This is a genomic window from Hamadaea sp. (assembly GCF_013362815.1).
In the GTDB taxonomy this organism is placed as follows: Bacteria; Actinomycetota; Actinomycetes; order Mycobacteriales; family Micromonosporaceae; genus Hamadaea.
Genome location: NZ_JABFVK010000031.1, coordinates 163,712 through 187,759 on the forward strand (window position 1 = coordinate 163,712; position 24,048 = coordinate 187,759).

Below are 24,048 nucleotides of genomic sequence, written 5' to 3' on the forward strand. Positions count from 1 at the left end.
ACTCCCAGAATCGGTGAATCAACGGATGGCGGCGACGGTCATGCTGGTGCCGCGGAACACGGCGACGATCTCGGAGAGTGAGCCGAGGGTGTCGTGGCGGGTGATGGTGACGTCGTAGACGCCGCTGCGGCCGTAGCGCTCGACTTCGATCGCCTGGGCGACGAGGTGGTCGTCGACCGCCGCTGGTCGCAGGAACGTCACTTGCGCGTTCTGCGCGACGGCGGGCCGGCCGTGGCTGTTGCTCGCGTACGCGAAGGCGGCGTCGGCGAGCAGGAAGAGATAACCGCCGTGCACGATGCCGTGCAGGTTGGCCATCGCCGGGGTGGTCCGCATGCGTACGCGGGCCCGGCCGGCGGCCACCTCTTCCAGCTCAATGCCGAGCGCGAGGCACGCGGGATCCTCGACGACGTTCATCCGGCGACCTCAGGAGATGAGCCGATCCAGGTAGCGGCCAAGGTCTGGACTCGGCGGCCGTCGCGGTCGGTCAGCTTCTCGGCGAGGTAGTCCTCGACCCAGTCGCTGGTCGCGACGCGGAACGGCGGGTCGTCGGCGGTCAGCGTATGCACGACGACGTCGGCCACCTCCTGCGTCTTCTGCCCGGCCCCCTCCCAGCCCTGACTGACCACCCAGTCGAAGTACGCGGCGAAGGTGGGCGCGTAGTCGCCGGAGATGGCCTGGATGGTCTTGCGGTTGATGTCGGGGAAATGGCCGAACCGGGTGCCGGGAACGAACCCGGGGACGACGACGGACACCGCGACGCCGTGGGCGCGCGCCACCGGGGCGAGGCTTTCCATGAAGCCTTCGACGGCGAACTTTGCCGCGCAGTAGGCCTCGTTGAACGGCTGCCCGACGACGCCGTGGACGCTGCCGATCGTCACCAAACGGCCACCGGCGGCCCGGAGCAACGGCATCGCGAGGCGGCTGACCTCGATGACGCCGAAGAAGTTCACCTCCAGGTTGGCCCGCAGATTGTCCATCGTGGACATCTCCATGGTCGGGTCGAAGTTGGAGATGCCCGCGTTGTTGACCACCGCGTCCAGCCGCCCGTAGTGCTCGGCCACGGCGGTCACACAGTCGGCCACTGAACCGGCGTCGGTCACGTCCATTCGGCGTACATCTAAAGTCACGCCGGCCGCATCAGCCGCGGACAGCAAGTCCTGCGCGCGGCTGGGATCGCGCAGCGTGGCGACGACCGAATAGCCGGCTTGCGCGGCGGTGATCGCCGTCGCGAGGCCGATGCCCGACGACGTGCCGGTGATCAGGACGGTTTTCACGTCGCACTCTCCGCGAGCTGGACCGGAGCCTGGGTGGTCGTGGCGCGCCGGGCGTCGTCGAGCAGGGGCTGGACGCGGATCGCCGAGACGAATGAGAACGCCGCGAGGATGGTGCCGCCCGCCATGGTCCAGCGGGCCGCGTTCAGCACGCCGAGCGGCTCGGTGAGCAGGTCCACCGCGATGCCGCCGACCACCGCCGCGAGCGGGATGACGCCCCAGGTCAGTGTGCGGAACGCGGCGTGCATGACGCCCTGGTTCTCGGCGCTCATCCGAGACTGGCGAGTGGGCGCGCTGCAGACGTTGATGCACGACATGAAGAAGCCGTAGCAGCCCATGGTCGCGGCGATCACCGGTCCGGCGGGCAACGTGGGCGCGGCCAGCACGCCGAGGCCGACCAGGCAATGCAGCAGCAGCGCCCAGGCCATGGTCCGGCCGGTGCCGAGCCGTTCGGCGATCTTCGGGGCGACGATCGCGCCGAGGACCGCGCCGACGGCGGCGACCGACATCGCCGCGCCGTAGACGCCGACCGACAACCCCAGACCCCGGTACGCGAGAATCGGCAGCACGGTGACGAAGATCGGCCCGCCGGAGTTGAGGGTGATCGCGGCGACGCAGACCCGGCGCAGCACCGGATCGGCCCAGTTGAGCCGGAATCCGAGCGTCAGCCGCGACCAGACCGAGCCCTCCTGGATCGTCTTGACGCCCCAGGGCCGCATGGTCCGGAAGCAGACCGCCGAGACCAGGTAGCTGGCGGCGTCGACGAGCAGAGCGGCGACCCCGAGCGCGCTGTAGAGCCCGGCGGCGATCGACGGCCCGGCCACCTCCGACACCGACCGGGTGCCTTCCAGCCGGGCGTACGCGCGGACCAGCTTGTCGGACTCCATGGCGGCGGGCACGGCGACCAGCGCGCCGACGTTGAAGAAGATCGTCGCGCCGCTGATGACGGCGACACAGGCGAACAGCAGGGGAGTGGACAGCGCGTCGAGCCAGTACGCGACCGGGACGACGAGCACGGCGACGAGCCGGATCAGATCGCACGCGAGCATCGTCAGGCGCTTGTCGAGGCGGTCGACGAGTACGCCCGCGATCGGCCCGATCAGCGGTATGCCGAGGTACTGAGCCATCGCCACGATGCCGACTTCGAGAGCCGAGGAGTGCAGCGCGAAGATCATCACCGTCGGCACCACGAAGATCGTGATGCGGTCGCCGATGTTGCTGACCGCCTGCCCGGACCAGTACAGGTTGAACTGCCGGCCGAGGGACACCATCTTGGTCACGGCTGCTCCCGTACGACGAACCCGGCCGTCTTCCCCGTACGCTCATTGGCGATCAACGCCGACGTGGCGGTCACTTGGAACGACTGGGGATCGTGCAGGAACGCCGTGCTGAGCGTGAACGTGGACGACAGCAACTCCTGCCGCAGTCGCTGGGGCGCATCGGCGTCGAAGCCGGCCGTCGTCAGCAGCAGAACCTCCACACTGGACGCCCGGCCACGTTGCTCGGTGATGACGACCTGCGCCCGGGAGACCCCCGGTTCGCCTTCGACCTGGGCGAGGACGTCGTCGACGTGCAGGCCGAGACCGCGTACCTGGACGACGTTGTCGCGGCGGCCCAGCACGCGCATCACCGGCCCGTTTCCGCACGGGCACTCGACGAGTTCGCCCGCGTCGCCGGTCTGATAGCGCAGCACCGGGTTGAGCATCTCCGGGTTGAGCGTCGTGAAGTCGAGCAGATCACCGTCGCCGACGTGCACGAGCTGCTCGGGCAGCGTGTGGAAGCAGTCGGCCGGGCACTGCGGCGAGTTCGTGCCGACCACCCAGGTCTCGGTGCTGCCGAACATGCCCCAGCGTTGGGCGTTCGGTGCGACGGCGGCGATGTCCTCGTCGAGCGCCGCATGCCAGGCTTCGCCGAGCCAGAGCACCTTGCGTAGATCGGGCAGCGTGAGGCCGGCCGCCCGGGCGTTGGCGAACCACAACCGCAGCACGCTGGGCGTACCGCCGATCGCGGTGACCCGGCGGGTCACGAAGAACGACAGCCAGTCGGCGTACTCGTCCTTGGTCACCGACCCGAGCGCGATCACCTGGCACCCGGCGAGGTCGGCGTACGCGGCGGCGAGGAAGTGCGCGCCCCACATGCGCCCGGCTCCCCAGGCGTTGACGAACACGTCGTCACGATCGAGCGCCTTCCAGTGGTCCCACACGCCTTGCATGTAGAACCCGGTCGGCGCGTAGCCGACCTTGGGCGCCCCGGTGCTGCCACCGCTCTGGAACAGCCAGGTTGCGCTGTCGGCCGCCTTCGGCTCCAGGTGGGCCAGGGCGACGTTGAGGTCGTCCTTCACCAGCGGCGGCACCCCTGAGATGTCGTCGAGGGTCAGCAGCTTGTCGTGATCGGCGTACCGGGGCGCCAGGCCGGGCACCGTCTTGAGCCGCTGGAGCGAGCGCTGGGCGACGGTCAGCCGCGGTTCGGCCGCTGCGGCTGTCAACGAGAAGGAGGTCATGGGTTCACCGGTCCCAGGTTGGCGGGATTGAAGGACAGTGCGCCGCCGGAGGCCAGCCAGCGCTGATGTCCCTTGCGGTACGCGGAGAAGCGCGCCCGGATCATGTCGCGTTGCAGCGCCCGAGCCGGATCGTCGAACTCCGGGGCGATGACGCCGTCGGGTTCGAGTTCGGAGAACCAGAACCGCTCGCCGTCGTGGAGGAAGTCGATGCAGAAGAACGGGATCGGCAGCTTCCGGGCGTAGTACTCGGCGGCTTCGACGAGCTCCGGTGGGGTGGGCGGGAAGTCCATCACCCCGCCGCGGCTCGCGTTGGAGACCGGGGAACCGGCTTCCGGCGTACGCCGAAGAACGTGCGGGTAGGGCCGGCCGTCGATCACGTAGACCCGATAGTCGACCGTGCCGTCGCCCAGGTACGGCTGGATCACCAAAGCGGTGTCCCCGCCCTGGGCCAGCGTCGCCAGCCCGCGGATGTCCTCGGAGCTGCGCGCCAGGTTGACTCCGCCGCCGCCGCACCACCCCGACGGCTTCACGATCGCCGGGTAGGTGAGGTTCGCCAGGGCCACTTCGTAGCCGTACTTGCCGGTATCCCGGCCGGTTCCGATGCGTACCGTCGGAATGGCCGGGATCGGCGCGTCGGCGAAATACAGCAGGGTGGCGAGCTTGTCGTTGGCGATCGGCGACAGCCCGGGCGGGAACGGCAGATAGAAGCCGAGCTGCTCGAGCACCGCGTAGAGGGCGTACTGGTTGAAGATGTCCATCGCCTGATACGGCAGCGAATAGAGCGCGGTTATGAACAGCGTGTCTTCGGGCGTGACCGGCTCGCCCTCGTGGAAGACCTGGGGCTTGCCGGTCTCCAGGCCGTCGACGGTGACGGCGTCCGGCGCGTGCCGGCACCAGATCAGGCCGAGTTCGGCGGCCACTTCCTCGTAGATGTCCCAGAAGAAGGGGTGCCACATCGCGAGCGCCTTGGTCGACTCCCGGTCGGGGAAGACCCAGCACATCCTGCGCAGCGTTTCGGTCATGTGAGCCTGCCTTGAGTGGAGGAGTACCTGGCCGGTGCGGCAGACCGCACCGGCCCGGGTGATGGTCAGCCGATGGCGGCGAGGATCCCGTCCCACAGCCGGACGCGGGCGTCCAGTGCCGCCGTGACGGTCTCGGCGCAGTCACGCCACTTCTCGGTGTCGTCGCCGCAGAGGTCGGCCAGCATCTGCATCGCCATCGGGGTGTGCTGCTCGCCGTCGACCTCGATGTGCCGGGCGAGGTAGTCCACGAAGGTCTCCAGCCGCCCACCCTGGTCGTTGACCTTCACGACCTGTTCGAACATGTCCGGGATCAGGTCCTCCCGGCCGAAGGCGAACGCGGCGGCCTGACAGTGCACCGGCGCGGTCTGGATGAAGTCCCAGGTGGTCGTAACAAAGGCCGCCGACGCCGCCGGCACGCCGGCCTCGTCCAGCGCCTCGTCCACGCCGGTGCCGTTCCGGATGAGGTCGATGAACGAGTCCACGACCGTCCGGTCCGCGCCGGCCTGGCTCATCCCGTTGAGGTAGAGCTCGAAGTGGCTGATGAAGCCGCCACCCAGCTCGTCGCTCTCCTCGACGAGCGTGATGTCGTTGATGAGCCGCCGGCTGCTGGTCGGGCCCGTCGGCACCCACGGCAGCGTCACACAGGTCAGCTGGCGCTGTAGCGACTTCAACAGCGACATGAAGTCCCAGACGGCGTACACATGGTGCTCCATGAACGTGACGATCGCCGCGTGGTTGCTCAGCGCGCCGTAGAGCGGGTGACCGACGACGCGTTCGCGCGCGGGCGTGATGTCGGCCTTGAGCTTCTCGATCCCGGGGTGGGTGTCGCCCCAGTCGTATCTGGACATGGTGGTCCTCCTCGGACGGTCGGAATTTCGGGAGTGGAGCTGGTCAGCCGCGCAGCAGACCGGCGAACTTGGTGCGCAGCTGACGCTTGAGCACCTTCCCGGTCGGTCCGAGCGGATAGTCCTCGGCGGTCGCGGCGATGGTCACCGCGGCCAGCGAGTGCAGGCCCTTGTCGGCCAGTTCCTTGTTGGCCCGGTCGAGGATCGCCTCGGCCGTCCACTCGTGCGCCTCCGCCTGCAGCTGCACGACGGCGATCGGCTCCTGCGCGATCCCGTCCCGCGCCGGTACGCCGACGACCACGCCGTCGCGGACGATGTCACCGCAGTCGGCGAGCAGGATCTCCTCCAGCTCCAGGCTGTAGACCGGCCCGGCGACGGTGTCGACGACGTCGACGGTCCGGTCGAGGTGGTAGAAGTTGCCGTCGGCGTCCTTGCGGGCCACGTCGCCGGTGAGCCACCAGCCGTTGAGCTCGAAGCTCTCGGTCAGCCGGTCGGCCTTCCAGTAGCCCGGCGTACGCGACGGAGTGCGTACGGCGAGCAAGCCGGGCGTGCCGACCGGTACTTCGTTGCCGTCGTCGTCGAGCACGGTCGCGGTGCATACCTCGGACGGCTTGCCGACGCACCGGTCGTTGCGCGGCGTCTCCGGTGTGTACAGCCCGCCGAACAACGCCATGCCCATCTCCGACGAGCCGAGCCCGTCGATGTAGCGCGATCCCGGCAACGGCTCCTCGTCGGCCGCCTCGGAGGGCAGCAGCCACGGCTTGATCAGCCCGGCCGGGCGCTCGCCGAGCGTGATGAGCCGGCGGATGTGCCCGTAGTGGGCGGCGTCGGCGGTGTTGAACCAGGAGTGCACCTTGGCCGCACCCTGGACCGGCAGCTCGCCGGTGGCGAGTTCGACGTACGTACGCGGGAACGACGCGAGCATGGTCGGCTGGAACGCCTCCATGACCGGCTCCACCGTGACGCGCCGCCAGTCGCCCATGATGACGGTCGGCAGGCCGAGCAGCGTGGCGGTGAGGAAGTAGCTCAGCCCGCCGGCGTGGGTGTGCGGCATCAGCGACATGAGCTTGTCGTAGGACTCGGCCGGGAACCGCACCATGCGCGGCTGCTTGCCGTCCCAGAACGACTTGTGCCCGAGCATCGTCGACTTCGGGATGCCGGTGGTGCCCGACGAGTGGATGAGGGCGACGATGTCGTCGTCGCGGTGCTGGTACGGATACACCTCCGGCAGCGCCGCGCCGGCATCGTCGAAGGCCGGGATCTCCGAGGCGAGCGCGATGAACCGCGGCCGCCGCTGCGGGTCTTCCCGGTACGCGCTCAGCAGCCGGGTGGTGTCGTCGGCGATGACGCCCACGACGCCCACGTGGTTCAGGTAGCGCACCATGACGTCCGGCCGCATCGCGTCGTTGATCAGCGCCGGGATCGCGCCGAGCGCGTTGAGCGCCATGAAGTGCAGCAGCGGCTCCAAGCCGTCGGCGACGACGATGCCCACCGGCTCACCCGGGCGCACCCCGTTGGCGTGGTACCACTTCGCGTACCGGTCGCGCAGGATGGCCAGTTCACGCAGGCTGAAGCCGCGGAGCACGACCTCGCCGCGGTGGTCGGTGTGGTGGGTGTAGGCGTACGGGACGTCGCGATGGGGGTTCATCGTGACGGCGTACTCGAGGAAGTTTCCGGCGCCGAGCCGCGGCTCGGTCATGAACTGCTCGCGGATCGCCAGGGGCGCGATCGGGGTGGTGGCGTGCACTGCCGTCTCCTCTCAGGAGGACAGGGGTGGTTGTTGGTTTCGGGACGGCTCGGTGTGGGCGAGGATGCGGGCGGCGGCCCGGTGCCCGGACCGGATCGCGCCCTCCATGAGGCCGAAGAACTCGGTGCTGGTCTCGGCGCCGGCCCAGTGGATGCGACCGTCCGGAGTAGATAGACGAGGTCCGAGGACGCGCCAGTCGCCGGGCCCGAACAGGGCCGCGTAACAGCCGCGGCTGTAGGTCTCGCGGACCCAGTTCGTCACGTGGAAGCCGGTCGGCGCGGGCAGACCCGGGAAGATCGCCGAGGCCTGCGCGATCGCTTCGCGGCGTTGCTCCTCCGGTGTCAGCGCGGCGTAGCGGGTCGCCGCACGGCCCGTGACGAAACCGGTCAAGACACCCGCGCCACCGCCGACCGGCGAGTCGTCCACCGTCGACAGCAACGGCCCGGCCGCGTTGACCGACCAGCCCGACAGTCCCTGCTCGCGCCACAGCGGCTCCGGGTAGATCAGATGCACCTTCACCGCGCGTCCCGGCGCCGTTCTTCCAGTGGTACGCCGTGCGACCGGACCGGGCTGGTAGGTGATCTCATCCGCCAGCGCGGGCGGCACGGCGACCACGACCGCGTCGCAGGCGTACGCCGATCCACCGGCGTGCACGGTCACCGGTCCGGTCGTCTGCTCGACGGCGTGCACCGGGCTGTCGAGCCGGACCGCGTCGCCGCCGAGTTCGGCCGCCAGTCGTTCGCATAACTGATGCGCGCCGCCGTCGACCCGGCTGTCCTGCGCGCCGCCCTCGAAGGCGTTCAGGTACCGCAATCCACCGCCGCTGCTCAGGTAGAAAGCCATGTGCAACACCGAGACGTCCGCCGGATCGGCCGCCATCATCTCGCCGAGAAACAGCGGGAAGAAGGTGCGGGCGTCGGGATGGGTGAGGGTGCGTACGGCCCAGTCGGCGGCGGTCTCGTCGTCGGGGATGTCGGACTGCCAGGGTGCCTGCGGGCGTACGCGGCGGACGAGGTCGTCGAGCCCGTCGAACAGCTCGCCGAGGGCGACGGCGTTCAACGGGGGAAAGCGTCCCTCGCGGACGATCCGCTCCGGGCCGAGGACGAAGGAGCTGCGGCCCTCCATCGTGGTGGGCGTCGTCTTGAGACCGAGGTCGGCGATCATCTTGGCGAGGTCGGTGTGCCGGTCGCCCAGGTACGCCGCCCCGCCGTCGATCCAGGCTCCGGGCGCGACTTCGACGCCGTGCGTACGCCCGCCGACCCGGTCACGCGCTTCGAGCACGATGACGTCGACGCCGGCGTGCCGCAGGTCGGCCGCGGCGGTCAGCCCGGCCAGCCCAGCCCCGATGACGACGACGCGATTCATCGGACGCTCGCGATACGCGCCGCCAGCGCGGCCGGGGTGGGGGAGAACGCGAAGTCGTCGAAGGTCAGCTCGACGCCGTAGTCGCGGGCCACCGCGCTGAGGACCCGGGTGGCGAGCAGCGAGTCGCCGCCCAGGACGAAGAAGTCGGCATCGGCTTGCACGTCGCCGACTTCCAGAACGCGGCCGAAGATGTGTGCGACGCCTTCGACGCTCATGGCAGCTGCCTCCTCATGAATTCGCGGTCGATCTTCCCGGTCGCGGTGTGCGGCAGGTGGTCGACGATCGAGATGCGGCTGGGCGTCAGGTGCCGGGGTACCCGGTCGTGCAGGAACGCCCGCAGCTCGGCATCTAATGTGGACAAGTCGGCGTGCGGCCGGGGCACGACGTACGCGGCCAGCGCCACATGGTCGGCGACCGTCACCGGGGCGACCGCGACGGCTCCGACCGACGGATGGGCGGCCAGGTGGACCTCGACCTCGGCCGGGTTCACCCGGATGCCGCGGATCTTGATCTCGTTGTCGAGCCGGCCGTGGTGGATCAGCACGCCGTCCGCATCGGGCTCGACCCGGTCGCCGGTGCGGAAGAACCGCATGCCGCCGATGGTGGTGAAGCGTTGCTCGGTCGCCTCGGGCAGACCCCGATAGCCGAGCGCCAGGCCCGGCCCGCCGATGGACAGCTCACCGTCGACGCCGATGTGCTGCACCACATGGGGCAGCGGCCGGCCGATCGGCACCGGGGCGTACGCGTCGGGCCCGCCTTTGGCCTGCGGCCCGCACAGGTCGGCGGCGTGCGTGATGAGCGTGGTCTCGGTGCAGCCGTAGGTGTTGAGCAGCCGCACGCGGGAGGTGTCCAGGGACGCCCAGTCGGCGAGGCGGGCCGGGCTGGCCGACTCGCCGCCGATGACGACGAGCCGGAGCTTCGGCGGCAGCGCGAAGCGGTCCTCGATCAGGTAGTGGACGAGTTCGTGCCAGAAGGCGGTGGGCAGGTCGACGGCGGTGATGCCGTCCCGCTCGATCAGCCGCAGGAAGCGGGGGAACGACCCGGTGTGGGCGTCGTCGTTCATGACCAGGCAGGCCCCGGTGGTCAGGGTCGGCAGGATCTCTTCGAGGCAGGTGTCCCAGTTGAGCGACGCGAACTGGAGCACCCGGTCGTCCGCCGAGAGGTCGAACAGATCCCGGAGGGAGGCTGTCACGGTGGCGATCGCTCGCCGGGGTGTCACCACGGGCTTGGGCTGCCCGGTCGAGCCCGACGTGAACAGGATGTACGCCGGACGCTCGGCGTCGACGGCGGCGAGCGTCCCCCGGGGAGTGCCGTCGTCGTCGGCGGGCCACGGCACGTCGTCCGGATCGAGCACGCTCCGGCAGCCCGCCGCGGCCAGCATCGCCTGCCGCCGCTGCGCCGGGAACGCCGGATCGACGGGGCAGTACGTGCCGCCCGCCGCCCAGATGCCGAGCATCGCCGCGACGGTGCCGGCGTTGTGCGCCGCCAGGACGCCCACCGCCCCCGGGCTCGGCCCGACGAGGTCCGCCACCGCCCACACCGCCCGGGCGAGTTCGGCGTACGCGACCGGACGTCCGTTGTGGACGATCGCGGGCCGCCGGGGACACGTCGCGGCGATCCCCAGAAACGCCTCCATCAGGCTCAACTGCCACCTCCCACCTCGCGGTTCTGCGAGGTGATGGTCACAGTGATCGCTGTAAATCCACTACAGATTCGATGGGGATCCGCCACGCGTTCGCTTCGTCGCCGCAGCGCCGGGCGAACCGGTGCACCACGTCGTGGAACTGATAGCTGTCCGACCCGGCCGCCACGATCAGGTTCGCCGCGACCAGCTCGTCGAACAACCGCCGAGTCTGGCTGAGCTGGGCGTCCACCGCGTCACGCCGCAACTGGAACGTCGGTTGCGCGGTCAGTCCCAGCCGCACGAACAGATGCGCGGCCGCCGGGCTGAGCGCGCGGTACGCCGTCGCGAGCGCCGCCTGCACGCTGCGCGGGTCGCCGTCGAGCATCGGGCCGTCCCCGTTCTCGCCCAGTTCGTCGGCGAACGAGGTGAGCGACTGGCCCGGCCGGGCTGCCAGCAACGCCGCCGCCGTCCGGATGGCCAGCGGCCAGCCGCCGCACCACCGGATGACGCGATGGACCGCGGGATCGGCGAGCCGTTGCGCGCCGACGATCTGGTCGAGCAGCGCATGGGTGTCCTGCGGGCTCAGCGGGGCGAGCGGCACCGCCTGCACGGCGTGGTGCGCGGCCAGGGCGGGCAGGCGACGACGGCTGCCGACGAGCAGCTGGCTTGCCGGGTCGGGCGGCACCAGCGGCAGGATCTGCCCCACCGAGGCGGCGTCGTCGGCGATCACGAGCACCCTCCGGCCGGACACCAGCGTCCGATACAAGGCCACTCGGCCGTCCACAGTCGCCGGAAGGTCCTCCGGACTCGAACCGAGCGCCGACAGCACCGCCGCCAGGGCGTCCTCCGGCCGGGTCTGCTCACCGCGCAGGTCGAGGAAGATCTGGCCGTCGGGGAAACGGGCGGCGCTCAAGTGCGCCCAGCGCACCATCAACGCCGTCTTGCCGAGCCCGCCCGCACCCGAGACGAGCAGGATCTGCGGCTCATCGTGGTGCGCGGTCAGCGCCCGGCTGAGCACCGCCAGCTCCCGGTCGCGGCCGGTGAAGTGGCCGACGCTCGGCGGCAGCTGGGCCGGCCGCAGGTCGCCGGGGCGGGCCGGTTCGCCCGGTGGCGACGTCGCGGCGTCCTGACCGCGCAGAATCGAGGCGTGCAGGTTCCGCAGGTCGGCGCAGGGATCGCTGCCGAGCTCCTCGGCCAGCCGTTCCCGCAAAGCCTGGTACGCCCGCAGCGCGTCAGCCTGCCGATGACACCGGTAGAGCGCCGTCATGAGTTGCCCGGTCAGCCGCTCCCGAAGCGGATGCTCGGCGACGGCCGCACTGATCTCGCCCACCACTCGCAAGTGGTGCCCGGCATCGAGTTCGGCGGCGAAACGCTCCTCCAGCAAGGCGATCCGCACTTCGTTCAGGCGTACGCGATCCACCTCCAGCCCGGGCGCGCCGACGCCGTCCAACGGTTCGCCGCGCCAGACGGCCAGCGCCTCGCGAAGCCAGCCGGCGATCTCCCCGGGCGACTTGGCGAGCCTGGACTGCCGGGCCAGTTCCTGGCCGCGGTCGACGTCGACCACACACGCACCCGGATCGAGCAGATAGCCGGGATGCCGCGTCACCAGCGCATCGCCGATCTTGCGGCGGAGCGACGAGATCAGACCCTGAATCCGCGACTTCGGCGACGCGGGGGGACGCTCGTCCCACATACAGTCGATGATCCTTGCCGTGGACACCACGGTCCCCTTGGCCAGCGCGAGGATGGCCACCAGGTTCCGTTCCAGCGGCGACAGCGAAACCAGCTCCCCCGATAGGCGGACCTCTACGGGTCCTAGCAGATCTACCTCCAGCATCTGTGCACCCATCCAATACGCGTCGATGCGAATTGTTCCCGCGAGGCGAGAGTATCGATCGGGACCGCTGTCTTGGACAATCAAGTGGATGAATTGACGACGCCATCCGCGAGACCAAACTCGACCCGCGTACTCATCCGTTCGGCCGTCTGGGCAGTACCGGATCATACGATCGCGGGGTGGCGCTCAGATCATGGTCACGCAACGTAAGTACGGCCCTCGGCTTGTCGAAGGATTGCGATACCTGGTGCTACCTTCAGCGCCATGACGGGGCAGATCACGGCGGCGGAATTCCATGCGGCGAACGGCGTGGCCGACTGGCGGGTGCTGTATCACCTTGTCTCGGCCCATTTTCCGACCGATTCGCTGACCGGCGGACTCGCACTCGCCACGGAAATCGGCCGCTTGGCCGACCCCGGTGAGCTGCTGAAGATCGATCTGCGGCCGGACGGTGTCACGGTGAGCCTCCGGAATCGCGATGTCGCGCTCGCCCGGCGCATCTCGGCCGCCGCCCGGGAGCTCGGTCTGATTGCGGACCCGACGGCGGTCGAGGTGGTCAACGTGACGATCGACGCGCTCGTGATCGCCGACGTGCTGCCGTTCTGGCAGGCGGTCCTCGCGTACGGGCAAGTCGGCGACGACTACCTGTTCGATCCTCGGGGACGCGGCCCCGGCTTGGACTTCCAGCAGATGGACGCTCCGCGATCGCAGCGCAACCGCGTCCACCTCGACGTCGCTGTTCCGCACGACCACGTCGAGGCCCGGATCTCCGCGGCGCTCGCGGCCGGCGGGCGCCTCGTCAGCGACGCGTACGCCCCGAAGTGGTGGGTGCTGGCCGACGCCGAGGGCAACGAAGCGTGCCTCGCGACGTGGCTCGGCCGCGAGTAATCGGCGGCGTTCATATCTGACTTCATCATGGCGCTGTCGCCCGTTCGGGCGTCGTCCGTGGTGCGGCGTATGTCTCCTTCTCCGTGACGGCTGACCAGCGCGAACTCGCGATGACATTAATCAATGGGGAACTATCCATGAAAAATTTCTTTGGTGCTCTTGTGTTCGGAGACGAATATCGCCAGCATTGGTAGCTATCGATTGGGATACCTGGGGAGGTTTACATGTCCCATAAGATCACCATTCGCCGATTGGCCGCAGCGACCCTCACGGCCATTGCGATGACCGCCACCACCTTGGTCGTCAGCGCCAGCCCGGCAGCGGCCGCCACGGTCGCCGGCGTCGACGTCTCGCACTACCAGGGGACGATCAACTGGACGAGCGTACGCAACGCCGGCATCCAGTTCGCGTACATCAAGGCGACCGAGGGGACCAGCTACAAGGATTCGGCGTTCAACGCCAACTACACCAACGCCTACTACGCCGGAGTGATCCGGGGGGCGTACCACTTCGCCCGGCCGAACATCTCCTCCGGCGCGACCCAGGCGAACTACCTGGCGAGCAACGGCGGCGCGTGGTCGGCCGACAGCCGCACGCTGCCCGCCGCGCTGGACCTGGAGGCGAACCCGTACAGCGGCGGCTACTGCTACGGCCTGAGCACCTCGGGCATGCGCAGCTGGATTCAGGACTTCCTCAACACCTACAAGTCCCGCACGACCCGGTACGCCGTCATCTACACCACCACGAGCTGGTGGAACACGTGCACCGGCAGCTGGACCTCGCCATGGGCGAACCACCCGCTGTGGGTGGCCCGCTGGGCGAGTTCGGCCGGCACGCTGCCGGCCGGTGCGCCGGTCTGGAGCTTCTGGCAGTACACCAGCTCCGGCAGCGTCTCCGGGATCAGCGGCGCGGTCGACCGTGACTACTGGAACGGCGACCGGACTCGGCTGATCGCGCTGGCGAACAACACCGCCTGAGAACCGACTGCGGTACGCGACCCGGCGACGGGCCGCGTACCGCACATCCGTCCGGCGCATAGGGAGGAATCATGAAGCCTCTTCGTCCGAGCCGCCGCGCGGTGCTCCTCGCCGGTGGCGGTCTGATCCTCGGCGGCGCGGCCGGCCCGTTGCCCGCCCGGCGCACGTATGCCGCAGTCACCCCACCGCGCGTCTACACCCGCGCCGAGTGGAGCGCCCGGCCGTCGTCGTCGCCGATCACGGTGCTCGCCACGCCACCCGACCACATCGTCGTCCACCACACCGCCAGCGGGAACACGACGGACTACTCGCTGCTGCAGGCCGGCCGGTTGTCCCACTGGATTCAGGACCTCCACATGGACACCAACGGCTGGTCCGACGCCGGACAGCAACTGACCATCAGCCGCGGTGGCTACGTCCTCGAGGGCCGCGACAAGAGCCTCACCGCGATCAACAACGGTCAGCTCGCAGTCGGCGCGCAGACCGCGGACCAGAACAGCCACACCATCGGTATCGAGAACGAGGGCATCTACGTCACCCAGAACACCACGACGATGCTGTTCGACTCGCTGGTGCGCACCTGTGCCTGGTTGTGCGTCGCCTATGGACTCGACCCGTACGCGTCGATCGTCGGCCATCGGGACTACGTCACCACCACTCAGTGCCCCGGAGACGTCCTGTACGCACGGCTACCCGAACTCCGTGACCGCACCGACGCCCTGCTGAACGCGTGAGGGGGAAGCCATGAATCGCCGCATCGTCGTGGCAGTCGTCTCCGTCGTGGCCGCCGCGTCGTCCGCGCTTGCCGTCGTGACCGCGGTCGACGCCGCCGAGTCCGACACCGCACCGCCGATGCAGACGGCCGCCGTCACCGGGACCCTCGGCATCGACGTGAACAGCTGGAACGGCAGCATCGACTGGGCTAGTGCGCACACTTCCGGGGTGCAGTGGGCGTACCTCAAGGCGACCGAAGGCACGAGCGTGAAGGACACCAGCTTCAACACGAATTATCCGGCCGCTTACTACGCAGGCGTCGTCCGCGGCGCGTACCACGTCGCCCGGCCGAACCTGTCGAACGGGACCGTCCAGGCGGACTTCCTCGCGAGCAACGGCGGAGCCTGGTCGGCCGACGGCAAGACCCTGCCGGCGCTGCTCGACATCGAGCCGAACCCGTTCTCCGGCGGCTATTGCTATGGCCTCAGCCAGAGTGGGATGGTCAGCTGGATCAACGCGTTCCTCACCGAGTACAAGGCCCGCACGACCCGCTGGGCGGTCATCCACACCACGTTGTCGTTCTGGAAGATCTGCACCGGCAACTACTCCGGGTTCGCCGGCAAGAGCCCGCTGTCCATCATCCGCTGGGACACCAGCGCCGGTACGCTGCCGGCCGGCTGGAGCGTCTACACGTTCTGGCAATCGACCAACTGCCGGGCCACGTCCGGTATCACCGGCTGCGCCGACGGGTCCACTTTCAACGGTGCGTACGACCGGCTTGTCGCCTTGGCCAACAACACCTGACAGCGTGCCTGGGCCTGCACTCGACCAGGCCCAGGCACACCCCATCAGCTGGTGGTGCAGGCGGTGCCGTTGAGCGTGAAGGCGGTCGGAGCCGGATTCGACCCGGTGTAGCTGCCGTTGAAGCCGATGCTCGTCGACGCGCCGGGCGCGAGCGTGCCGTTCCAGCTCATGCTGGCCGCTGTGACCTCGGCGCCGGACTGCGTCCACGTCGCCGACCAGCCGTTGGTGACGCGTTGCGTGCCCGGGAAGGCGAAGCGCAGCGTCCAGCTGGTGATGGTCGTGGTGCCGGTGTTGGTGATCGCGATGCTCGCGCCGAAACCGCCGCCGCCCCAGTCGTTCGCGGTGTAGACCACCTTGCAGGTGCTCCCGCCGCCGGTGCCCGACGTCGTGAACGTCACCGGTGCCGAGCTGGGGGAGAGGTTGCCCGCGGCGTCCCGGGCCCGGACGGTCAAGCTGTACGCCGTCGACGGCGTCAGCCCGGTGAGCACGGCCGAAGTCGTCCCCGACGTGCCGATGACCGTGCTGCCGTTGAGGACGTCATAGCCGGTCACGCCGACGTTGTCGCTCGCGGCCGACCAGGTCAGCGTCGCGCCGCTACTCGTGATGGCAGAGGCGGTCGGCGTACCGGGTGCGGTCGGCGGCGACGTGTCCCCGGTCGCGTACGCCAGTCCGTAGCCGTAGGGGAACAGGCCGGTCTGGCCGTCGCCGTCGTTGATCGGCTCCTGGCCGGCGCTGGCGGGCCAGGTGACCGGCAGTCTCCCGGTCGGGGCGTAGTCGCCGAACAGCACGTCGGCCACGCCTTGTCCTTCGGTGCCGGGCAACCACGCCGCCACCAGCGCTCGCCAGTCCGGCAGTTGCGCGCTGATGTCGAGCGGCCGGCCCGAGACGAGCACCACCACGACCGGTACGCCGCTGGCCTTCAGCGTGCTGAGGGTGGCCAGGTCGGTGCTGTCGAGTCCCAGCGAACCCGGCCGGTCGCCTTGGCCTTCGGCGTACGGGGTCTCGCCGACGACCGCGATCGCAGCGCGGTAACTGGAGTCGATCCCGCTGCCGTTGACGTTGTAGGTCACGGTCGCCCCGGAGCCGACGGTGTTCCGGATGCCTTGCAGGATGGTCGTTCCGGGCGTGATCGCCCCGCTGCCGCCCTGCCAGGTGATGGTCCAGCCACCGCTCTGGTAGCCGATGTTGTCGGCGCTCTTGCCCGCGACGAAGATCTTGCCGCCGGACTTCGCGAGCGGCAGTACGTTGCCGGTGTTCTTCAGCAGCACCTGCGACTCGCGAACCGCCTGCCGAGCCAGCGCCCGATGGGCGGCGCTGCCGACCGTGCCGGTGTAGGAGCGGTCGGCCATCGGCCGCTCGAACAGGCCCAGCTCGAACTTCTTACGCAGGACGCGGCTGACCGCGTCGTCGATCCGAGCCTGACTGACCCGCCCCGCCTGCACCTCCGTACGCAGTAACGAAATGAAGGTCTTCCACGCGGTGGGCTCCATCGCCATGTCGACGCCGGCGTTGACCGCCGTACGCACATCGGTCGCGGACAACCCGGTCGCGCCGTCGATCTGGTCGATGCCGTTCCAGTCGGAGACCACGAACCCGGTGAAGCCGAGCTCTCCCTTGAGGACACTGGTGATCAGATACTGGTTGCCGTGCATCTTCGCGCCGTTGAAGCTGCTGAACGACACCATCACCGAACCGACCCCCTTCTGCACCGCGGCCTGGAACGGCGGGAGGTGGATCGCCCGCAGCTCGGCCTCGGAGATCTGGGTGTTGCCCTGGTCCGTTCCGTTGGTGGTGCCGCCGTCGCCTACGTAGTGCTTGGCCGTCGCCAGCACCGACGCCGACCCACCGAGACTCGCGCCTTGCAGACCGGTGACGATCGTCGTCATCGCCGACGCGATCTCCGGCTTCTCGCCGAACGACTCGTAGGTGCGGCCCCACCGGTCGTTGCGCGCCACACACAAACACGGCGCGAAGTCCCACTGGACGCCGGTGCCGGTGACCTCCTCGGCCACGGCGCGGCCGATGTCCTGGGCCAGTTGCGGATCGCGGGTGGCCCCGAGCCCGATGTTGTGCGGGAAGATCGTCGCGCCGACCACATTGTTGTGCCCGTGCACGGCGTCGGCGCCGTAGATCATCGGGATGCGCAACGGGGTGGCCAGCGCGCCGTTCTGGTATCCGTCGACCATGTCCGCCCAGGCGGTGGGCGTGTTGGAGGACGGCGTCGAGCCGCCGCCGGACAGGATCGAACCCAGCCGGTAGGTGGTCACGTCGGACGGCGTCGCCGAGCCGCGTTCCGCCTGGGTCATCTGGCCGAGCTTCTCGTCGAGGCTCATCCGGCCGAGCAGGTCCGCGACCCGCGTGGCGACCGGAAGGCTCGGGTCTTGATAGGGATAGGCGGCCGCACGGGCGACGCCGGACGTCGCGCCGGTGGAGACGGCACAAGTCGCGGCGATCGCCAGGGTGGCCAGGATCGCGCGGGCGCGCGACGGGGGACGGTGATTCACAGATCTCTCCTTAAGGGCGATGAGGAGACGTGATCTGAGGATAGGCGCATTGTGGGAGCGCTTCCATGCCTCGGGACCTCTTTGCGGTGATACGATCTTGGCGCGTCCTCGAACGGCGAGCTACCAGGAGGTGAGAGCGATGAACGCGTTGACTGTCATGTGCTCCCACCCGGCCGCGAGGACGCCGGGGTCTTCGTCGGGCTACCCAGCCTGATCGGGAGCGCAAAGCTCTCCGGAAGGAACCCCATGACCGATCTGGTCATCCGCCCGCTCGTCGCGGGCGAGGAAGATCTGTTCGACTCGCTGCCCGACCCCGGGCTCGTCGGCCGGGCCGCGTTCGGCGAGACATATCGAGATGGCAACTATCGTCCTGAGTGGACTTGGGTGGCCCTGCGCGACGGCGTGGTCGTCGCCCGGGCCGCCTGGTGGGCGGGTCCCGACGACCCGGCGCCGCTCGCCCTGGACTGGTTCGACTTCAGCGACGCCGACGCCGCGGCCGAACTGTTGCGGACCGCGCCGTTCAAGACCGAATACTCCATCTCACTCCCCAACGGCTGGCGCTCCGACGCCGCCATCCACGCCCAGGGTCAGGCCCGCATCGACGCCGCGATCGCGTCCGGCATGCGCGTCCTGGTCGAGCGGTACCGCTACCGCTGGACACCCGACTGCGGCCTGCCGGACCGTCCAGGCCGCCTCGAGTTCCGGCCGGTGCCGGACGACGCCGTGATCCACGACGTGCTGCGCCGCATCGCGGAGGGCAGCCTCGACGCACACACCCGCCGGGTCGCCGACGAACAAGGCGTCGACGCGGCGGCTCAGGAGGACCTCGACATCCTCCGCTGGCTGCCGAGCCCGCGCGATTGGTGGCGGCTCGCGTACACGGCCGACGGCGAGCTCGCCGGAATCACGGTTCCGGCGCGCAACTACAACGATCCGATCGTCGGTTTCATCGGCGTCCTGCCCGAACATCGGGGCCACGGCTACGCGTACGACTTGCTGTCCGAGGCGACCCACCTGCTGGTCGCGGAGGGCGCGGATCGCATCGTGGCCGCGACGGACCAGCCGAACAAGCCCATGGCCGCGACGTTCGCGCGAGCCGGCTACCCGATCGAGCGCGAGCGCATCGATCTAATCTGATCAACTTGTACGCACAAAGCAGTGCCCGCCGCTGGTGAGTACCGTCGCGGTGTGACCTTCGTGATCGCGTTCGACCTCGGGGGAGTGCTGTTCAGCGACGGCACGGCCGAATTCGTCGACCACCTGCATCGGGCGTACGCCGTCGACCCAGCCCGCTCCGGCGAGCTGCTCCACGGCGAACTCGGGAGCGCGTACCGGGAGGGAAGGCTTACCCGCCAAGACTTCTGGTACGCGTTCCGCGAGTCACTGCAGCTGACGGCTTCCGAGGAGGATCTCGCAGCGAGATGGATCGACGGTTACCGCCTCAACGTGGGTACCCGGGATCTGATCGCTGACCTTGCCGGCCACTACGACGTCTACTACCTGTCGGACAACGTGGCCGACCGCATCGAGGCAGTCGAGCGCCGCTACGGTTTCCTGCGGCTGTTCAAGGGCGGCGTGTTCTCCCACGAAGCCGGCGTACGCAAGCCGAATCGCGCGATCTACGAGCGCTTGCTGGACATCGTCGGCGGGTCGGCGGACCAGGTGATCTATGTGGACGACAAGGAATGGGCGTTGACGCCGGCCGCCGAGCTCGGCATGATCACGATCCTGTTCCGCGACAGCGACCAAGTACGCCGCGACGTCCAAGCGCGGATTTCCCCACGGTCCGATCAGCCCTCATGATCGTGTGCGCTGAAAACGTTGTCGGAGGCCGTTCTCGACGTTTCCAGCTCACTGGATCAAGCGCCCGACGGGATCAGGGGAGCAGTTCGCGTACGAGGGCGTCGGTGAGCCAACTGCGGTAGCGCTGCGAGTCCCAGCCGCGATGGCGCCGAAGCAGCTGATGCAGGTGCGGTGAGCTGAGGGCGTACAGGATGTCGGCGGCGGTCGCCGTGTCCAGGCCCGGCCGCAACGCGCCGTGGTCGTGGAGCGCCTCGGCGAAGGCGAGCATCACCTCGTGGTGGGCCTGGGAGCCGGCGTCGGCGGCCGCTCGCATGTCCGGGTCCGCCCCGGCCGCCTCGACGCTCACCATGATCAGATCGCCGGCCCGGTCCAGCAGATCACTTCCGTACGCGACGAACCGCTCGATTGCGAGACGCGGGTCGGCGGCCTGACGGGCGGCGGCGATTTCGGGGCGGTCGGCGACTCGGACGGGCTCCTCGTCGCCGACCGTTGCGACGCCGAGGGTGTGGCCGAAGAGTTTGACCTTCGTCGGGAACGCATCGTAGAGGGTGCGCTCGCCGACCCCGGCCGCCGCCGCGACCTGCTTCATCGTCGTCGCGGCGAATCCTTGGCCGGTGAACAGCCGCTGAGCGGCGTCGCGGATGCGCTCGCGCGTGGACGCCGCCGCGGCGGCGCGGGCGGGCGAGCGGTAGGTCCTCTTGACGGGGTGCGCCATGAGGAGCATTCTACAGATATTCGGCGCAGCGCTACTGCGCCCAATTGGCCCGGGGGTTCACGATGACCGCACCCATGACCATGCCCGTCCTGTCCGGCATCCATCACATCAAGATCCCGGTCACCGACCTGACCCGCTCGGTCGACTGGTACAGCCGGGTCTTCGGCTTCCGGACCACCATCGAGTTCCCCGAGGCCGACGGCGTCGTCCGCGGCGTGGCCGGCACCGCGCCCGGCCTGGGCGAAACCATGATCGCCTTCCGGGTGAACCCGCAGGCGGCCGAAGGCTGCAAAGGCTTCGATCCGGTCAGCTTCGCCGTCGACGGCAAGGCCGACATCGAGGCGTGGGCCGCCCGCCTCGACGAACTCGGCGTGAACCGCTCGCCGGTGATCGAGGCGTCGATCGGCTGGCTGCTCGTCTTCGACGACCCCGACGGTCTGACGTTGCACCTGTACTCGTGGGCGAAGCACGGCATCGACCAGTCACACCGTCCCGGCTACGGCCACGCAGTCGCGCAGGAAGAAGCGAACGAAACGGCGCACGAAGGAGCGCGCTGACCGTCCTGCGAAGTCGCGCCCGCTCCGGTACCGTTCGCTGATCATCGCGACGGACCGGAGTGCGGACATGAACGACGTGGCCACGCAGGCGTACGAGGCCTGGGAGTCCGAGGACTGGCTGGTCGCCGGTCGGCTGCTCGAACAGGCGGTGGCTCAGGAACGCGATCCCCAGCAGATCGCCATTCTGTGGTTCGACGCCGCGCTGGCGTACAAGTTCGCCCGTGACTGGCCCAAGGCGTACCAGTTGGGAAAGACCGCGGCGAGTCTGGTGACCCGCGGGCAGCAAGAACCGGCGTTCTGGAATCTGGGCATCGCCGCGACCGTACTCCGCGACTGGGCCACCGCGCGCGACGCCTGGACCGGCTACGGCCTCACCTTGCCCGACGGCGAAGGCGAGATCTCCGGCCGCTTCGGCATGACCTGCGTACGCATTCAGACCGCCGAGGGGCAGGAAGTCGTGTGGGCGCAACGACTTTGCCCCACTCGGGCTCGCATCACGAACGTGCCGTTCCACCCGTCGCGCCGATACGGCGAGATCGTCCTCCACGACGGCGCACCGAACGGCGAGCGCGTCTTCGACGGGCACGCGTACCCGGTCTTCGACGAGATCATGCTGTTCGAGCCGTCGCCCACGCCCACGCTGTCGGTGATGATCACCTCTGCCGACATGGCTGACACGGTGGCCCTGGCCGACCTGTTCGCCGAGCATGACTTCGGCGGTGAAGTCATGTCCAGCCGAGTCGTGATGTGCAAATGCTGCAGCGAAGGCTCGGTCACTCAGGAGCGCACGTTCGAGGCCGGCCGCCAGCAGATGCTGCTCGGTGCGCCCGAGGACGCCGCCCGTCGCCTTCTCGACCAGTGGAAAGGCGCGGAACAGGGCCGCGCGTGGTCGGACCTCCACGTACTCGAAGCCGCCTGACGGGCCGGCCTGATGAGTGCAATCCGTGCACATAGTGAGTAGCTAGGTAGTAGCGGAGTGTCGTACATACCGGGCAGACTGTCCGGCATGCTCGCGCACACCCGCTCCGACCTGGCCCACCTCGTCTCCACCGGGGTGAAGGTCAAGTACCTCCACTTCTGGGGGCATCAACCGCAGCCCGACGGCAGCGTCGGCGCCGGCTGTCTCAGCCAGTGGTGGCCGGCCTCGTTCGTCGTCGGCGGCCGGGCGTACGCCACTGCCGAGCACTGGATGATGTGGTCGAAGGCCAAGCTCTTCGGTGACGACGAGATCGCCGAGAAGGTGCTCGACGCGTCGACGCCGGGGGAGGCGAAGAAGCTGGGCCGCGAGGTGCTCGACTTCGATCAGCAGACCTGGGACGACAACCGGTACGCGATCGTGGTGGCGGGCAGTGCGGCGAAGTTCCGCCAGCACGACGACCTGCGGGCGTACCTGCTCGGGACGGGGGAGCGGGTGCTCGTCGAAGCGAGTCCGCTGGATCGGATCTGGGGCATCGGGCTGGCTGCGGCCGACCCGCGCGCTGCCAATCCCGCGCAGTGGCGTGGACTGAACCTGCTCGGGTTCGCGCTGATGGAGGCGCGGGACGCTATTCGGGCGGAGTGAGCGCCAGCGCCATGAGGCCGGCCAGCGGACGCGGCCAGCCCGGTACGCTCAACGGCTTGCGCGGGTCGCGTTCGTCGGTCAGCATCCGGCGTACGTGAGACGGAACCGCCGGCCGCGTACGCCGGGCGACCGCGATCGCCGCCGTCCAACGGATCATCGGCGAGGCGTCTGTCAGCTGCGCGCTGAGTCGGGGCAGCACGACGTCGTCGTGGCCCGACATGTGGCCGAGGGCCAGGTTGGCGCTGGCCCGGACGACACCGCCGTCGGGAACCGCAACCAAGTCGTCTAGCAGCGAAGACGTCGGCGGAACCCAGGTGAGCAGTTCGGCGGCGCGCGCGGCGACCTCGGGATCGGCGTCGGCGAGCCAGCGCCGGAAGACTTCGCCGTTCGGCGTGAACGCGGCGTACGCGTCGGCGGCCCACACCTGGTCGGCGAGGTTCATTACGTCGAAGTCGTCGCCCGAGTCGTCGATCTCCCCGTCGTAGAAGGCGGGAAGCAGCTCGCTGATGCGACGGCGGAGCTTGTCGTCGAACCCGGGGAACCCGGCGAACGGCAGGTAACGGTCGTCGAGGTCGCCCACGCCGACGAGGCGGAGCAGGTCGACGACGAGCGGCCGATCCGGCGTACGCGTGGAGTCGGCGAGCTCGACCAGCAACGGGACGGCGTATGCGCTCGCCTCCCAGCGGGTGCCCTGGTGGTAGACATTGCCCCGCAGCTGGTAATGCGCCCGGCCGCGTACCTCCACATCGTCCGAGCGGAGATCGCCGAGCAGCCCCGGAACGTCGTCCGCCGTCCCGTACGCATGGTGCAACCGGTGCCACGGAATCGGATCATTTGCCGTAGTCATACACCGTCACCGGGATGTCCCGCGCGCACAGTGTGCGTACAAGTAGAGGCTCGATCTTGTCCCACGAACCGCCGGCGAGCCCCGTGCCGATGCGCGGCATGTGCACGGACGCGCCGGACGGCAGCAGCTCCGCGAGCCTCGCGAGACAGCGTTCGACGGCGTCGTAGCGGATCGGCGGGCCGTTGCTGCCGATCTTCATGCCGTGCTGGCCGATCAGGTTGGCCACCCAGGTGTCCGCCGTGACCTGGACGAGCCGGACCGCGCCGAGACCGAAGTCGTTGCCCGCGCGGTGACGATGCCACTCGCGGTAGTCGCGCTCGGGCTCGGGCCATCGCCGCGAGATCGCGAGCACGAAGCCCTTGCCCCAGCCGCCGAGGTCGTTGCAGATGTGCGCGATCACCTTGGGGCCCTTGGCCTGCGGGCTCGTCGCGTCGCCCCGGACCACGGTGAGGGGTGTCATGCCGCGA

The 24,048-nt window shown here is 69.3% G+C and carries 24 protein-coding genes; 9 read left to right on the forward strand and 15 right to left on the reverse strand.

Annotated elements, in window-relative coordinates:
- Nucleotides 1–18: 18 nt before the first annotated feature.
- The 11 genes from paaI to HOV77_RS17300 form a co-directional block, all read right to left on the reverse strand.
- Nucleotides 19–414: a hydroxyphenylacetyl-CoA thioesterase PaaI gene (gene paaI / locus HOV77_RS17250; RefSeq protein ID WP_290863415.1), complete on the reverse strand. Its 396-nt coding sequence runs from the start codon at nucleotides 412–414 to the stop codon at nucleotides 19–21.
- On the reverse strand, nucleotides 411–1,274 hold the full coding sequence (locus tag HOV77_RS17255; protein WP_290863416.1) for an SDR family NAD(P)-dependent oxidoreductase: 864 nt from the start codon (nucleotides 1,272–1,274) through the stop codon (nucleotides 411–413). The genes paaI and HOV77_RS17255 overlap by 4 nt, the downstream gene beginning before the upstream one ends.
- Nucleotides 1,271–2,542, reverse strand: a complete 1,272-nt coding sequence (locus tag HOV77_RS17260) for an MFS transporter (protein ID WP_290863478.1) — start codon at nucleotides 2,540–2,542, stop codon at nucleotides 1,271–1,273. Before HOV77_RS17260 ends, HOV77_RS17255 begins: the two co-directional genes overlap by 4 nt.
- Before the next feature lie 5 nt (nucleotides 2,543–2,547).
- Complete coding sequence (locus HOV77_RS17265; RefSeq protein WP_290863417.1) at nucleotides 2,548–3,771, reverse strand: AMP-binding protein; 1,224 nt, start codon at nucleotides 3,769–3,771, stop codon at nucleotides 2,548–2,550.
- On the reverse strand, nucleotides 3,768–4,793 hold the full coding sequence (locus tag HOV77_RS17270; RefSeq protein WP_290863418.1) for a hypothetical protein: 1,026 nt from the start codon (nucleotides 4,791–4,793) through the stop codon (nucleotides 3,768–3,770). Before HOV77_RS17270 ends, HOV77_RS17265 begins: the two co-directional genes overlap by 4 nt.
- A gap of 65 nt (nucleotides 4,794–4,858) precedes the next feature.
- The gene (locus HOV77_RS17275) at nucleotides 4,859–5,641 is read right to left on the reverse strand and encodes a DUF3050 domain-containing protein (protein WP_290863419.1); all 783 of its coding nucleotides are present in this window, start codon (nucleotides 5,639–5,641) and stop codon (nucleotides 4,859–4,861) included.
- A 43-nt stretch (nucleotides 5,642–5,684) separates the two neighbouring features.
- The gene (locus tag HOV77_RS17280) at nucleotides 5,685–7,385 is read right to left on the reverse strand and encodes a class I adenylate-forming enzyme family protein (protein WP_290863420.1); all 1,701 of its coding nucleotides are present in this window, start codon (nucleotides 7,383–7,385) and stop codon (nucleotides 5,685–5,687) included.
- 12 nt (nucleotides 7,386–7,397) lie between these two features.
- A complete protein-coding gene (locus tag HOV77_RS17285; RefSeq protein WP_290863421.1) occupies nucleotides 7,398–8,750 on the reverse strand; it encodes an NAD(P)/FAD-dependent oxidoreductase in 1,353 nt (450 codons plus the stop codon).
- Nucleotides 8,747–8,965 (reverse strand): phosphopantetheine-binding protein, encoded by a 219-nt coding sequence (locus tag HOV77_RS17290; RefSeq protein WP_290863422.1) that lies wholly within the window; start codon nucleotides 8,963–8,965, stop codon nucleotides 8,747–8,749. The genes HOV77_RS17285 and HOV77_RS17290 overlap by 4 nt, the downstream gene beginning before the upstream one ends.
- Nucleotides 8,962–10,386: an amino acid adenylation domain-containing protein gene (locus tag HOV77_RS17295; protein ID WP_290863423.1), complete on the reverse strand. Its 1,425-nt coding sequence runs from the start codon at nucleotides 10,384–10,386 to the stop codon at nucleotides 8,962–8,964. The genes HOV77_RS17290 and HOV77_RS17295 overlap by 4 nt, the downstream gene beginning before the upstream one ends.
- Before the next feature lie 46 nt (nucleotides 10,387–10,432).
- Nucleotides 10,433–12,211: an AfsR/SARP family transcriptional regulator gene (locus HOV77_RS17300; protein ID WP_290863424.1), complete on the reverse strand. Its 1,779-nt coding sequence runs from the start codon at nucleotides 12,209–12,211 to the stop codon at nucleotides 10,433–10,435.
- A 264-nt stretch (nucleotides 12,212–12,475) separates the two neighbouring features.
- On the opposite strand from HOV77_RS17300, the gene HOV77_RS17305 reads away from it, so the two are divergent.
- The 4 genes from HOV77_RS17305 (at nucleotide 12,476) to HOV77_RS17320 (ending at nucleotide 15,594) form a co-directional block, all read left to right on the forward strand.
- Nucleotides 12,476–13,099, forward strand: coding sequence for a VOC family protein (locus HOV77_RS17305; protein WP_290863425.1), 624 nt, complete (start codon nucleotides 12,476–12,478; stop codon nucleotides 13,097–13,099).
- A gap of 224 nt (nucleotides 13,100–13,323) precedes the next feature.
- On the forward strand, nucleotides 13,324–14,076 hold the full coding sequence (locus HOV77_RS17310; RefSeq protein WP_290863426.1) for a GH25 family lysozyme: 753 nt from the start codon (nucleotides 13,324–13,326) through the stop codon (nucleotides 14,074–14,076).
- A 71-nt stretch (nucleotides 14,077–14,147) separates the two neighbouring features.
- The gene (locus HOV77_RS17315; protein ID WP_290863427.1) at nucleotides 14,148–14,810 is read left to right on the forward strand and encodes a peptidoglycan recognition family protein; all 663 of its coding nucleotides are present in this window, start codon (nucleotides 14,148–14,150) and stop codon (nucleotides 14,808–14,810) included.
- Between the two features lie 10 nt (nucleotides 14,811–14,820).
- On the forward strand, nucleotides 14,821–15,594 hold the full coding sequence (locus HOV77_RS17320) for a GH25 family lysozyme (protein WP_290863428.1): 774 nt from the start codon (nucleotides 14,821–14,823) through the stop codon (nucleotides 15,592–15,594).
- A gap of 44 nt (nucleotides 15,595–15,638) precedes the next feature.
- On the opposite strand, the gene HOV77_RS17325 is transcribed toward HOV77_RS17320, so the two are convergent.
- Entirely contained in the window at nucleotides 15,639–18,098 is a 2,460-nt protein-coding gene (locus HOV77_RS17325; protein ID WP_290863429.1) for a glycoside hydrolase family 3 N-terminal domain-containing protein, read from the reverse strand.
- Between the two features lie 246 nt (nucleotides 18,099–18,344).
- On the opposite strand from HOV77_RS17325, the gene HOV77_RS17330 reads away from it, so the two are divergent.
- Nucleotides 18,345–19,235 (forward strand): GNAT family N-acetyltransferase, encoded by an 891-nt coding sequence (locus HOV77_RS17330; protein WP_290863430.1) that lies wholly within the window; start codon nucleotides 18,345–18,347, stop codon nucleotides 19,233–19,235.
- 51 nt (nucleotides 19,236–19,286) lie between these two features.
- On the forward strand, nucleotides 19,287–19,901 hold the full coding sequence (locus HOV77_RS17335; protein WP_290863431.1) for an HAD-IA family hydrolase: 615 nt from the start codon (nucleotides 19,287–19,289) through the stop codon (nucleotides 19,899–19,901).
- Between the two features lie 73 nt (nucleotides 19,902–19,974).
- Here HOV77_RS17335 and HOV77_RS17340 read toward each other — a convergent pair whose 3' ends face one another.
- A complete protein-coding gene (locus HOV77_RS17340) occupies nucleotides 19,975–20,616 on the reverse strand; it encodes a TetR/AcrR family transcriptional regulator (RefSeq protein WP_290863432.1) in 642 nt (213 codons plus the stop codon).
- A 74-nt stretch (nucleotides 20,617–20,690) separates the two neighbouring features.
- On the opposite strand from HOV77_RS17340, the gene HOV77_RS17345 reads away from it, so the two are divergent.
- From HOV77_RS17345 to HOV77_RS17355, 3 genes are all read left to right on the forward strand, one after another.
- Nucleotides 20,691–21,173 carry a VOC family protein gene (locus HOV77_RS17345; RefSeq protein ID WP_290863433.1) on the forward strand — a complete coding sequence of 161 codons (483 nt, stop codon included), beginning with the start codon at nucleotides 20,691–20,693 and terminating at the stop codon, nucleotides 21,171–21,173.
- A gap of 67 nt (nucleotides 21,174–21,240) precedes the next feature.
- On the forward strand, nucleotides 21,241–22,092 hold the full coding sequence (locus tag HOV77_RS17350) for a hypothetical protein (protein ID WP_290863434.1): 852 nt from the start codon (nucleotides 21,241–21,243) through the stop codon (nucleotides 22,090–22,092).
- 87 nt (nucleotides 22,093–22,179) lie between these two features.
- Nucleotides 22,180–22,734, forward strand: a complete 555-nt coding sequence (locus HOV77_RS17355; RefSeq protein ID WP_290863435.1) for an NADAR family protein — start codon at nucleotides 22,180–22,182, stop codon at nucleotides 22,732–22,734.
- Here the strand turns inward: HOV77_RS17355 and HOV77_RS17360 are convergent.
- Entirely contained in the window at nucleotides 22,718–23,581 is an 864-nt protein-coding gene (locus HOV77_RS17360) for a hypothetical protein (protein ID WP_290863436.1), read from the reverse strand. The two genes, HOV77_RS17355 and HOV77_RS17360, sit on opposite strands and share 17 nt — an antisense overlap.
- Nucleotides 23,565–24,041 (reverse strand): macro domain-containing protein, encoded by a 477-nt coding sequence (locus HOV77_RS17365; RefSeq protein WP_290863437.1) that lies wholly within the window; start codon nucleotides 24,039–24,041, stop codon nucleotides 23,565–23,567. The genes HOV77_RS17360 and HOV77_RS17365 overlap by 17 nt, the downstream gene beginning before the upstream one ends.
- Nucleotides 24,042–24,048: the final 7 nt, after the last annotated feature.